Source organism: Pseudomonas sp. S2_F03, from assembly GCF_054668335.1.
In genome coordinates, this window is record NZ_CP162759.1 from 2110035 (window position 1) to 2121870 (window position 11836).

The following is an 11836-nucleotide window of genomic DNA, read 5'->3' on the forward strand; positions in this document are numbered from 1 at the left end:
GGGATAACCCCCTCACACAAGGTCAGGCCTGCAGATAGCGCAACACCGACTCGCAAATCATCTCGCGATGACGCTGCTTGATGGCGTCGTCCGGCAGGTCGATCTGAAAAATCTCACCAAAGGTATGGCGGTTCGACACGCGATAGAAGCAGAACGAACTGATCAGCAAATGCACATCCAGCGGCACGAGCCCCGCGCGGAATAGACCTTCTTCGGCGCCACGACGCAAAATTTCGCCCAGTGAATCGAGGATCGTGTTGTTCATCGCCTTGATCGCATCGGAGCGCTTCACATACTCGGCATTGTGAATGTTCTCGATGCTCACAATGCGCACGAAATCGACATTGCGATCATGGTGATCGAAGGTGAACTCCACCAGGCGCCGGATCGCCTCGACCGGCGCCAGTTCGGTCAGGTGCAAGCGGTTTTCGGTGCTGCGAATGTCTCCGTAGAGTTTTTCCAGCACCTCAACGTACAGCTGCTCCTTGCTGCCGAAGTAGTAGTAGATCATGCGCTTGGAGGTGTGAATGCGCTCGGCGATTGCATCGACGCGAGCACCGGAAAGCCCCTGCTGGACGAACTCGACAATCGCCTCTTGAAGGATGTTTTCGCGGGTTTTTTCCGGGTTGTTTTTGCGGCCCTTGCGCGGCTCGACGATCACATCGTCGGGCACTGCGGAGCGTTCTGAAGTCATTGTCATTACGGGCTCACGGCCATCACTGCACAGGCTGGCGATTATGGGCCGCTGCGCACAGTGAAGGAAGCCGCGTGGCAGCGGTTTGTATCGGCGCTTACGATTTTCCTACAACTTGGCCTGACGGATCGCACCGCTGCGGGATTTGGCCATCGCCGCAAGTCGCACCGCCACGTTCGCTGCGCCGTACCCCGCGTAGCCGTTCTTGCGTTGAATGATTTCAAAGAAGAACCGCCCTTCAAACGGCTCGGTGTACACATGAAACAGTTCGCCGCCCTGAGCATCGCGGTCGTACAAGACGTTGTAATACGCCAGTTCGCTGAGGAACTCGTCATCGAAATCAAACCGTGCGGCGAGGTCATCGTAGTAATTGAGCGGGATGTCCAGCAACGGCACACCCGCCTCCTTGGCCCGGCTGACTTGCGCAAAGATATCGTCGCAATCGAACGCGATGTGATGCACACCGGAGCCGCGATAACTCGACAGCGCGTGTGAGATGGCGGTGTTGCGGTTCTCGGAAATGTTCAGCGGCAAACGGATCGAACTGTCGCGGCTGCGCAGCGCACGGCTTTTTACCAGGCCGTAAGGGTCGGGCAGCACCACTTCATCGTCAGCTTCAAAGTCCAGCAGGCTCTTATAAAACAGCACCCAACTGTCGAGGCTGTCGGCCGGCAATGCCATGGCCATATGGTCGATACGCTTGAGGCCGCCGCTGGCCACGGCGTCGGGGAACAGATGGAAATCGGTGCCATAGACATCGGCGTCTTGATCCACCAGATAGATCAGGCTGCCATCCGGGGCTCGAACCGCCGCCAGTTCCAATTCGTTGGGGCCTACCAGCCCGCGATACGGCTGACCTTTGTAGGCCACGGCCCGGGCCAGCGCCCTGGCGCTGTCCTTGACCCGCACGGCCGTCGCGCACAACGACGGGCCATGGGCTTCGAAAAAACTATGGGCAAACGAATACGGTTCGGAGTTGAGGACCAGGTTGATATCGCCCTGACGCAGCAGGCTAACGCTCTTGGAGCGATGCTGCCCGGCCTTGACGAAACCCAACCGTTCCAGCCAATGCGAAAGCTTGGCACCGAGGCTTTCGTCCACTGCAAACTCGAGAAACTCGATGCCGTTGTATTCGCTGGCCTTTGGCGTCTCGAACAAAATGTCGAGGTTGGCCGAGGGCTTGGTTTGCTGCTCCAGACGCTGACGGGTTTTCTCCTCCAGGTACAGCAGCGAGCGCAATCCGTCGGCGGCGTTGGCCCGAGGCGGCGCGGCACGGAAACCGTCGTTGAATATTTCCAGCGACAGCGGCCCGGTGTAACCGCTCTGGATGATCGGCGCAAGAAAGCCCGGCAGGTCGAATTCACCCTGGCCCGGGAAGCAGCGGAAATGCCGGCTCCACTCCAACACGTCCATGGCCAGGATGGGTGCATCGGCCATTTGCACGAAGAAAATCTTGTCGCCCGGAATTTCGGCGATGGCGCTCGGATCGCCCTTGAGCGACAGCGTGTGAAAGCTGTCCAGCAAGACGCCGAGGCTAGGGTGATCCGCCTGGCGAACGATGTTCCACACCTGTTGATAAGTGTTCACATGCCGGCCCCAGGCCAGGGCTTCGTAGCCGATCCGCAGACCACGCGCGCCAGCACGTTCGGCCAGCAGGCGCAAATCGTCGACCAGGATCTGTTCATCACCGACCGAATCAGCCGAGGCGTTACTGCACACCAGCACCAGGTCAGTGCCCAGCTCCTGCATCAAGTCGAATTTGCGCTCGGCCCGCTCGAGGTTGCGTGACAGGCGGTCACGGCGGCAGCCTTCGAAATCCCGGAAGGGTTGAAACAGTGTGATCGCGATCCCGAGATCGGCGCACATCTGTTTGATTTCCCGTGGGCTACCGTCGTAGTAAAGAAGGTCGTTCTCGAAAATCTCCACTCCGTCAAAACCGGCGGCGGCAATGGCCTCGAGCTTTTCCGGCAGGGTACCGCTCAAGGAAACGGTGGCAATGGAACGCTGCATATTTCGACTCCCGGTGGTGGAGACACTCTTGTTATCGATATCGCACGCTTCGCTTTATGTAGCAGCGCAGCAGTCGTGAAATCGGGCGATGCGGTCTTACAGATAAACCGCATGCGACTGCTTCGCAGCCGAACGCAGGCTTCGCCAGCTGCTACAGGGTCCGCGTTTAACTTGAGGGGAATTATTGGCCTGGCAGAATCGAACAGCAATTCAAAGTGTACTATCCGGTTAGTTTTGCGTGCGATTATCGAACACAATGGCCTTTGGCGAATTGACGATTTTTTGTCCACTGCGCAACATCAACTCCACATTGAGCCCGGTCATGAAACATCGGACTCGGTTACAAAAGACCCAGAACACCACATAAAAACAATCGGTGGCCTACATGATTCCTTCCCAAAGCTCACGCATGGCTCCGGCCATGAGCGTCACTGCCGGCGGCATCGGCGACAAAATCCGCGGCGCCATGGCGGTCGGCAAAACCCGTTGGGGCATGCTGGCGCTGGTGTTCTTCGCGACAACCCTGAACTACATCGACCGCGCCGCCCTGGGCGTCATGCAGCCCATCCTCGCCAAGGAAATGAGCTGGACGGCGATGGACTACGCCAACATCAACTTCTGGTTCCAGGTCGGCTACGCCATCGGTTTCGTGCTGCAGGGCCGCTTGATCGACCGGGTCGGTGTCAAGCGCGTGTTCTTCTGCGCGGTGCTGCTCTGGAGCATCGCCACCGGTGCCCACGGCCTGGCCACTTCAGCCGTCGGCTTCATGGTCTGCCGTTTCATCCTTGGTTTGACCGAAGCCGCCAACTACCCCGCCTGCGTGAAAACCACCCGCCTGTGGTTCCCGGCCGGTGAACGCGCCGTGGCCACCGGCATCTTCAACGCCGGGACCAACGTCGGTGCGATGTTCACTCCGATGTTGCTGCCGCTGATCCTGCATGTCTGGGGCTGGCAAGCCGCGTTCCTGTGCATGTCGGCACTGGGCGGGATCTGGTTGCTGTTCTGGGGCTTGAAGTACTTCAACCCGGAAGATCACCCGAGCGTCAAACAGTCGGAACTGGACTACATCCAGAAAGAAGTCGAGCCGGAACAAGCCCGCGTCCCCTTCTCCAAAATCCTGCGCATGCGTGGCACCTGGGCGTTCGCCCTCGCCTACTCGATGACCGCGCCGGTGTTCTGGTTCTACCTGTACTGGCTGCCGCCGTTCCTCAATCAGCAATACAACCTGGGGATCAACGTGACCCAGATGGGCATTCCGCTGATCATCATTTACCTGACGGCTGACTTCGGCAGCGTCGGCGGCGGGATCCTCTCCTCGTTCCTGATCGGTCGCGGTATCAACCCGATCAAGGCGCGGTTGATGTCCATGTTCCTGTTCGCCTGCTGCATCGTCGGCGTGGTCATGGCGGCCGGCGCCAGCAATCTGTGGGTCGCAGTGGCCGCCATCTCCCTGGCCATCGGTGCTCACCAGGCCTGGACCGCAAACATCTGGAGCCTGGTGATGGACTACACGCCCAAGCACATGATGAGCACGGTGTTTGGTTTTGGCGGCATGTGCGCAGCCATCGGCGGGATGTTCATGACGCAGTTGGTCGGCCATATCCTGACCGTCACCAACAATAACTACACCGTGTTGTTCACCCTGATCCCGGCGATGTACTTCATCGCGCTGACCTGGATGTACTTCATGGCACCGCGCAAGATTCCTGCCGTCACCAAATAAAAAAGCTAATCACAATCCCTGTGGGAGCGAGCCTGCTCGCGAAAGCGTTCTGTCATTCAACATTAACGTTGACTGACTTGACGCCTTCGCGAGCAGGCTCGCCCCCACAGGTCGTTCATCGATAGCTGTTTATCGGCGACTCTGTTGCCACGCCGCCGCCAATCCGCTGCAGCAAATCACCGCGATCCCGATCACCGTAGTCAGGGTCGGTGTGTGGGCAAACAGCAGCCAGCCCAGCAGACCGGCAAACACAATCTGGCAATAACCGAACGGCGCCAGCAACGCCGGCGCAGCGTAGCGAAACGCCTGGGTCAGGAACAAGTGAGCCGTCATCCCGCACGCGCCCAACGCGACCATCATCAAGCCATGCCCTAGGCTCGGCACTTGCCAGAAGAACGGCACCAGCGCGCTCATCACCAGGGTGTTGCACAGGCCGGCGAAGAAGTTGCTGGTGGTCGGGCTGTCGATGTTGCTGAGCTTGCGGGTGAGCAATTGATAGAAGCAGAAGAACAGCGCCGAGCAGAGCGGCAGCAGCACCGCTGGCGTGAACAGATCACCGCCGGGGTGGACGATGATCAACACGCCGCTAAATCCACAAATTACCGCGATCCATTGGCCGCGGGTGACGTGTTCCTTCAGCAACGGCACCGACAGCGCGGTGACCAATACCGGCGCAAGAAAGTTGACCGCCGTGGCTTCGGCCAACGGGATGTATTGCAAACCGGTGGTGAAAAACAGACTGGTGCCCAACAGGCACAACGCCCGCATCACTTGCAGCCATGGCCGCTTGGTTCGCAGTACGCGCAATCCGGATTGCGGCAGGAAAATCCCCGCCATCAACAAGGTGTGAACCACATAGCGCGCCCAGACCACCATGACGATCGGATAGAAACCGGAGAGGTATTTGGACAGGGCGTCGTGACTGGAGAAGAGGAAGGTGGCGACGACAATCAGCAAAATCCCTTTGAAGGGCTGGTTTACGCCGGAGAGCGGAGTGCTGACGGTCATGGGGTTCCCTTGTGCCTGGCGAATTCCAATAATTTAGAACCTGGTTCCAGATTCCAATACAAGCATAGGCCGAAAGTGTTCGAACATCGCACGGTTTCACTGTGGGAGCGGGCTTGCTCGCGATAGCCATTCATCATTCAACATTGATGTCGACTGACACTCCGCCATCGCGAGCAAGCTCCCACAATGGATGGGTGGTGTGTTCGAATCAGCTGAACAACTCTGAAGCAAGGCTCGCCGCCGACAACTCCTCGGTATACCTCAACAACAGCGGCGCCAACTCATGCAACCGAGCACCCGGCATACGTGCGCTCGGCCCGGCGATGCTCAGCACCCCCATCACCCGCCCCTCGCTCGGATGGCGCACCACGGCAGCAATCGCCGAGGTGCCCACCGCCGAACTCTCTTCAACCCAGGCATAACCCTGCTCACGCGCCAGACGCAAGCGCTCCAGCAGTTCAATGTTGGAACGCGGCGCATTCGGCCCCAGGTCTTTGGGCCGCTCCCCGCCCTGGCGTTCTACCAGCGACAACGCCTCGGCATCGCTCATGCACGCCAGCCAGGCGTGGCCCGATGCGGTGTAGAACAACGGCGCATCGCGGCCCATGTCCGGGTCGTAACGCAGGCCGGACCGGGCACCTTGCGACTTGGCGATCCAGATCTGCCGCTCGCCTTCAATGACGCCCAGGCGCACCAGTTCACCGGTCTCCTGCGCGAGGCGATCCAGCACTGGCTGCACGATATCGGCGCCGCTGCCCGAGAGATAACGAAACCCCATCGCGATCAATTTAGTGGTCAGGTGATAGCGCAGGTTCTCTGGATTCTGTCGCACATAGCCCAACCGAATCAGCTCGGCGAGCAAGCGATGGGTCGCGCTTTTCGGGATGTCCAGTTGTTTCGCCAGGGTCTGCATCGGCAGTCCGCGCGGGTCACTGGTAAGGCTTTCCAGCACGCTGAAAACACGTTCGATCTGACTGCCGGCCATGGGAGGTTCCACACACAATTTGCCTGATTCTAGAAGATGAACCCGGTAATGCGAAATCTGGAACTCGTCGATCGCCAGGTTCATTCGATAAAAACCCGGCACCTGACGGAATTCGATGGGGAGTCCACGTTCATACAAGTCTGGAATACTGCAGGCGAACGCCGGGAATAGCCGAAACCCGGACGATCGGACTGGCGCCGCTCCCTCACACCAGCAACACTCACCCCCACGGACAATCAGAGGATTCCCACATGCTATGGAAAAAAGGCCGACGCAGCGACAACGTGGTCGATGCCCGTGGCGATGATGCCGGCGGTGGCGGTGGGGGCGGAATGCGTTTCGGTGGCGGCAAGGGCTTGAGCCTGACCGCGATCATTCTGATTGTCGGCATCGGCTGGATCACGGGCCAGGATCCGCTACAGATCCTCGGACAACTCACGGGTCAAATGAGCGAGCAATCGGCGCCAGCCACTAACCAGACCCGCAAGGCGCCACCGGCAAACGATGAGGGCGCCGAATTCGTCCGCTCGATCCTCGGTGACACCGAAGACACGTGGGGTCAGATTTTCCAGCAGGCAGGTCGGCAATATAAGGACCCGACGCTGGTGCTGTTCAGCAATCGCGTCAACTCCGCCTGCGGTCTGGCGACGTCGGCAACCGGCCCGTTCTATTGCCCGGCGGACCAGAAGGTCTACCTGGACATGGCGTTCTTCCAGGAAATGTCGCAACGCTTTTCCGCCGCCGGTGACTTCGCGCAGGCCTACGTGATTGCTCACGAAGTCGGACATCACGTTCAGACCTTGCTCGGCGTTTCAGCGAAAATTCAGGCAGCCCGTGCCCAAGGCCGGCAAATGGAAGGCGATGGCGGCTTGCTCGTGCGCCAGGAACTGCAAGCGGATTGCCTGGCCGGGGTGTGGGCCAACAATGCGCAGAAACGTCTGAACTGGCTGGAACCGGGCGACATCGAAGAAGCCTTGAACGCCGCCAACGCCATCGGCGACGACCGCTTGCAGCAGCAAGGTCAGGGTCGCGTGGTGCCGGACTCGTTTACCCATGGCACATCAGCGCAAAGGGTGCGCTGGTTCAAAACCGGATTTGCGCAAGGCCAGGTGGGCCAGTGCGATACCTTTGCGGCGAAAAATTTGTAAATGAATAAGTGGCTGTTAGCTCTACTGTTTACCTGTGCAACAACCCAGGCCGCCGAGCATGCGGTCAAGGCAGTAAGCCCCGGTCGGCTGTTGCTCAAAGAAGGCGAGATGGCGGTGGGCATCGGCCCGGCTCCGGCGAAAATCGAACGTGTGCTGATCATCCTCCATGGTCGCTTGCGCAACGCAGAAACCTATCGGCAAAGCGCAGAGCAAGCGGCAGAGTGGGCGGGCCAAAGTGCATCCACGCTGGTGATCGCCCCGCAATTTCTCAATGAAACCGACGTAGCACTGCATCCCGTGGCAGACACTGTGTTGCGCTGGCAGGGCAATGACTGGATGGCGGGCGGGATGTCCACCGCGCCCTTTGCGGTGAGTTCCTATGCGGCGCTGGATCAAATCATCGCGAGGGTCAGTGATCGCCAGCAGTTTCCGGACTTGAAAGAGATCGTCATCGCCGGACATTCCGGTGGCGCCCAGGTCGTCCAGCGTTATGCATTGCTCGCTCACGAGCAACCGGAGCTGACGGCCGCAGGCATTAAGGTTCGCTATGTTGTCGCCAACCCTTCCTCGTACGCGTATTTCGATGAGCGTCGGCCCGTGGTGTTCAACCACGCGAACTGTCCGGGGTTCAATCGCTGGAAGTATGGTCTGACAGATTTACCCCTCTATGGCAGTGGGCAAACGTCACCGCAGATTGAAGGCAATTACGTCAAACGTGACGTGACTTATCTGCTCGGGCAGCAAGACATCGACCCGCAACAGCCTGCACTGGACAAGGGGTGTGAAGTAGAGGCCCAAGGCGCGAATCGCCTGGCTCGTGGGCACTTTTACTTTGATTATCTGCTGCGTCGCAATCCGCGAGGAGTGAACCAGCGACTGGTTGAAGTGCCAGGCGTCGGGCATAACGGGGATGAAATGTTGACTTCGCCGGAGGGGATCAAGGCGTTGTTTGGGCAGTGAGTGTAGGGGTGCCTGAGCTGACGCCATCGCGGTCAAGCCCGGCTCCCACCGTAGATTTTTAGCAGGCGCCTGCTCGCGAAGAGGCCCTCAAGCCAACAGCATCTGCCGCAACACCACACAATCCGCCGCATGCCAGTCCGTCAGTTCCGGCCACGGGTTATCCGGCAGATTCACCAACACCGTCCGTGCCCCTGCCGCTCGCCCGCAATCGAGATCAAAGCGGTAATCACCGACCATCACCATTTCGCTCGCGGGCACCTTCCAGGCCTCGGCCAGTTTCAGCAAACCACCGGGATGCGGCTTGGGCGGCGCTTCGTCACGCCCCAGCACATCCTCCACCGCGAAGCAGTCGGCCAGGCCAATCGCCTCCAGCGTCACATGCGCCAACTCCCGGGCATTGCGCGTGAGAATCCCCAGGCGATAGCCGCGCCCGGCCAATTCTCGCACCAGCTCCACGGCACCCGGCGCCGGCTTCGAACCCAGCGCCAGATCACGTTCATGCTCCAGCAGCCACGCATGTTTAGCCGCCGCTTCATCGGCCGGCAGTGCGGCGAGGTGGGTCAGGATGTCGTCTTCAGCCGGGATCGCCAACGCCACGCGAATCGCCGCGAAGTCATGCACGGCCACCGTCAGGGTGCCGTCCATGTCGAACACCCAGTGACGCACCTCGGCCAGGCTCATGCCCAATCCTTGCGATGACGAATCAGGCCTTCCTGCGTGACCGAGGCCACCAGTTGTCCTGCACGGTTGAACACGCTGCCACGGTTAAAACCACGGGAATTACCGGCCCAAGGGCTGTCCATCGTGTAGAGCAACCAGTCATCTGCGCGCAGGTCCTGATGGAACCACAGCGCGTGATCGAGGCTGGCGACCTGCATGTCTTTGTGCCAGACCGATTTGCCATGAGGTTGCATCGAGGTCACCAACAGACCGAAGTCCGAGGCATAGGCCAGCAGGTATTTGTGCAGCGCCGGCGAGTCAGCCAGCGCACCGTCGGCGCGAAACCAGACGTACTTGATCGGATCGGATGGCAGTGGGTTGTAGGGATCTTTTTCGGTCACCGGACGGAATTCGATCGGTTTCGGGCACAGCAGCTTTTCGCGCATGTGCTCGGGGATCAGGTGCGCGTGCCTCTTGGTGATTTCCAGCTCCGTCGGCAGATTTTCCGGGCCGACCACTTGTGGCATTTCGGTCTGGTGCTGGAAGCCTTCTTCGTCGTACTGGAACGAGGCGCTGCAGGTGAAAATCGGATTGCCCTTCTGGATCGCCGTCACCCGGCGCGTGCTGAAACTGCCGCCATCGCGCACCCGGTCCACTTGATAAACCACGGGCAACGCGGAATCGCCCGGTCGCAGGAAATACCCGTGCATGGAATGCACATGCCGGGCTGCTTCAACCGTCTGACTGGCTGCCGACAGCGACTGACCGATCACCTGACCGCCGAACAACTGGCGAAAACCCAGGTCCTGGCTGCGGCCGCGGAACAGGTTTTCTTCGATCGGTTCCAGGGTCAGCAGGTCGACCAGATCATCCAACACTTGGCTCATTCAGACTCTCCTCACACAAAACATTGCCGCGCAGTCTTGGCTGGCACGGTCGATACACTTTCGGGACAGGCCCCATGGGCGCCATTGTAAACGTGCGCGCCGGCTTATCCATGCAAGGTTTGCAGCCATTGTTCACGGGTGATGCGGTAAAGCACATGGTGACGCAAGGGATGATCGGCCGCGAGCCTGGGATGCTCAAAGTCATCGGCTGAATCATGGTGCATGCCGATGGCCTGCATGACTTTCTCGGAGGGCGTGTTGTTTTTGGCGGTGAAGGACACGACCTCGGTCAGCGCCAACCGGTCAAACCCGCAACGCAGAGCGGTCCATGCCGCTTCACTGGCATACCCCAGGCCCCAATGTTCGCGGGCCAGGCGCCAGCCGATTTCGGTCGCGGGGGTAAATGGTGCGTCGAAGCCCACTACACCCAGCCCGGTAAATCCGATGAATTGGCCAGTGTCTTTGCGTTGCAGTGCCCACAGGCCGAAACCATGCTCGGCAAAATGCCCGCGAATACGCCCGATCAGCGAGGCACTTTCCAGACGGCTCAACGGTGCCGGAAAATATCGCATCACCTGCGGGTCGGCGCACATCGCCGCAAATTCCGGCAAATCCTCATCGCGCCACTGCCGCAACAGCAGTCGCGCACTTTCGAGTTGCAGTATTGGCTCCATGGTGCCCCCCTGTTTCCATGCCGCAAGTCTACATCGCTGGTAGGATCCTTCTCTCATTCCTGTATGAAATCATCATGCCGCTGCCGCTGATTTATCACGAAGACTACAGCCCCGAGTTCCCGGCGGATCACCGCTTCCCCATGGACAAGTTTCGCCTGCTGCGCGATCACCTGGTGGACAGCGGCCTGACCAAGGACGCCGATCTGTTGCGCCCGCAGCTCTGCCCCTCGGACATACTCGCCCTCGCCCATGACACTGCCTATATCGAACGCTACATGAGTGGCGAGTTGTCCCGTGAAGACCAACGTCGCCTCGGCCTGCCCTGGAGCGAAGCCCTGGCGCGACGCACGGTGCGCGCGGTAGGCGGTTCATTGCTGGCGGCGGAACAGGCGCTGGAGCACGGTATGGCCTGTCACCTGGCGGGCGGCACGCATCACGCCCATTACGACTACCCGGCCGGGTTCTGCATTTTCAACGACCTGGCGGTGATCAGCCGTTACCTGCTGGAAAGTGGCCGAGTGAATCGGGTGCTGATCTTTGACTGCGACGTGCATCAGGGCGACGGGACTGCGCGGATCCTGCACAACACCCCGGACGCAGTGACGGTTTCCCTGCATTGCGAAAAGAATTTTCCTGCACGCAAAGCCGAAAGTGACTGGGACATCCCGCTGCCCAAAGGCATGGGCGATGCCGACTACCTGAACGTGGTCGACGATGCGCTCAACTATTTGCTGCCGCTCTATCAACCGGACCTGGTGCTGTATGACGCCGGGGTCGATGTGCACAAGGACGACGCACTGGGTTACTTGAAGCTGACGGACGAAGGCGTGGCCGCGCGTGATGAAAGCGTGATGCGCCATTGCCTGGGCCGGGATATTCCGGTGGTCGGAGTGATTGGCGGCGGCTACAGCAAGGACCGCAAAGCCCTGGCACGCCGGCACGGCATCCTGCATCACAGCGCTCAACGGGTCTGGCAGTCATCAGGTTGTCACTGAGTCGTGAGCCTTTACCCACAATGCCTGTGGAACTGCCTGTGGATAACCTGAGTGAAAGGGCCTGCAGCCCATACCAGGCATGGGCTACAACT

General features: G+C 59.8%; 11 protein-coding genes. 4 read left to right on the forward strand and 7 right to left on the reverse strand.

All coding sequences use genetic code 11. The features are described from left to right. Positions 1-22: 22 nt before the first annotated feature. Complete coding sequence (locus AB4N76_RS10005; protein WP_046028640.1) at positions 23-700, reverse strand: TetR/AcrR family transcriptional regulator; 678 nt, start codon at positions 698-700, stop codon at positions 23-25. 102 nt (positions 701-802) lie between these two features. Further along, on the reverse strand, positions 803-2704 hold the full coding sequence (gene quiC, locus AB4N76_RS10010; protein ID WP_460164425.1) for a 3-dehydroshikimate dehydratase QuiC: 1902 nt from the start codon (positions 2702-2704) through the stop codon (positions 803-805). A gap of 385 nt (positions 2705-3089) precedes the next feature. On the opposite strand from quiC, the gene AB4N76_RS10015 reads away from it, so the two are divergent. Next, positions 3090-4427 (forward strand): MFS transporter, encoded by a 1338-nt coding sequence (locus tag AB4N76_RS10015; RefSeq protein ID WP_046028643.1) that lies wholly within the window; start codon positions 3090-3092, stop codon positions 4425-4427. Positions 4428-4556: 129 nt separating this feature from the next. Here AB4N76_RS10015 and AB4N76_RS10020 read toward each other — a convergent pair whose 3' ends face one another. After that, positions 4557-5435: a DMT family transporter gene (locus tag AB4N76_RS10020; RefSeq protein WP_046028645.1), complete on the reverse strand. Its 879-nt coding sequence runs from the start codon at positions 5433-5435 to the stop codon at positions 4557-4559. Between the two features lie 208 nt (positions 5436-5643). Continuing rightward, positions 5644-6420, reverse strand: a complete 777-nt coding sequence (locus AB4N76_RS10025; protein WP_046028647.1) for an IclR family transcriptional regulator — start codon at positions 6418-6420, stop codon at positions 5644-5646. A 251-nt stretch (positions 6421-6671) separates the two neighbouring features. Here AB4N76_RS10025 and ypfJ point away from each other — a divergent pair, with 251 nt between their 5' ends. Next, entirely contained in the window at positions 6672-7568 is an 897-nt protein-coding gene (ypfJ, locus tag AB4N76_RS10030; RefSeq protein WP_077431227.1) for a KPN_02809 family neutral zinc metallopeptidase, read from the forward strand. Next, positions 7569-8528: an alpha/beta hydrolase gene (locus AB4N76_RS10035; RefSeq protein ID WP_460164426.1), complete on the forward strand. Its 960-nt coding sequence runs from the start codon at positions 7569-7571 to the stop codon at positions 8526-8528. An 87-nt stretch (positions 8529-8615) separates the two neighbouring features. Here AB4N76_RS10035 and AB4N76_RS10040 read toward each other — a convergent pair whose 3' ends face one another. The 3 genes from AB4N76_RS10040 to AB4N76_RS10050 form a co-directional block, all read right to left on the reverse strand. Next, positions 8616-9209 carry an HAD family hydrolase gene (locus AB4N76_RS10040; RefSeq protein WP_223522712.1) on the reverse strand — a complete coding sequence of 198 codons (594 nt, stop codon included), beginning with the start codon at positions 9207-9209 and terminating at the stop codon, positions 8616-8618. Continuing rightward, positions 9206-10075, reverse strand: coding sequence for an acyl-CoA thioesterase II (tesB, locus tag AB4N76_RS10045; protein WP_460164427.1), 870 nt, complete (start codon positions 10073-10075; stop codon positions 9206-9208). The genes AB4N76_RS10040 and tesB overlap by 4 nt, the downstream gene beginning before the upstream one ends. A 104-nt stretch (positions 10076-10179) precedes the next feature. Further along, positions 10180-10749 carry a GNAT family N-acetyltransferase gene (locus AB4N76_RS10050; protein WP_046028662.1) on the reverse strand — a complete coding sequence of 190 codons (570 nt, stop codon included), beginning with the start codon at positions 10747-10749 and terminating at the stop codon, positions 10180-10182. A 74-nt stretch (positions 10750-10823) separates the two neighbouring features. Here AB4N76_RS10050 and AB4N76_RS10055 point away from each other — a divergent pair, with 74 nt between their 5' ends. Next, positions 10824-11744 carry a histone deacetylase family protein gene (locus tag AB4N76_RS10055; RefSeq protein WP_460164428.1) on the forward strand — a complete coding sequence of 307 codons (921 nt, stop codon included), beginning with the start codon at positions 10824-10826 and terminating at the stop codon, positions 11742-11744. Positions 11745-11836: the final 92 nt, after the last annotated feature.

Coding starts and splice junctions, on each gene's coding strand:
- AB4N76_RS10050 (WP_046028662.1), bottom strand. CDS start 10,749: ATGGAGCCAATACTGCAACTCGAAAGTGCGCGACTGCTGTTGCGGCAG.
- AB4N76_RS10015 (WP_046028643.1), top strand. CDS start 3,090: ATGATTCCTTCCCAAAGCTCACGCATGGCTCCGGCCATGAGCGTCACT.
- AB4N76_RS10040 (WP_223522712.1), bottom strand. CDS start 9,209: ATGAGCCTGGCCGAGGTGCGTCACTGGGTGTTCGACATGGACGGCACC.
- AB4N76_RS10005 (WP_046028640.1), bottom strand. CDS start 700: ATGACAATGACTTCAGAACGCTCCGCAGTGCCCGACGATGTGATCGTC.
- AB4N76_RS10035 (WP_460164426.1), top strand. CDS start 7,569: ATGAATAAGTGGCTGTTAGCTCTACTGTTTACCTGTGCAACAACCCAG.
- tesB (WP_460164427.1), bottom strand. CDS start 10,075: ATGAGCCAAGTGTTGGATGATCTGGTCGACCTGCTGACCCTGGAACCG.
- AB4N76_RS10020 (WP_046028645.1), bottom strand. CDS start 5,435: ATGACCGTCAGCACTCCGCTCTCCGGCGTAAACCAGCCCTTCAAAGGG.
- quiC (WP_460164425.1), bottom strand. CDS start 2,704: ATGCAGCGTTCCATTGCCACCGTTTCCTTGAGCGGTACCCTGCCGGAA.
- ypfJ (WP_077431227.1), top strand. CDS start 6,672: ATGCTATGGAAAAAAGGCCGACGCAGCGACAACGTGGTCGATGCCCGT.
- AB4N76_RS10025 (WP_046028647.1), bottom strand. CDS start 6,420: ATGGCCGGCAGTCAGATCGAACGTGTTTTCAGCGTGCTGGAAAGCCTT.
- AB4N76_RS10055 (WP_460164428.1), top strand. CDS start 10,824: ATGCCGCTGCCGCTGATTTATCACGAAGACTACAGCCCCGAGTTCCCG.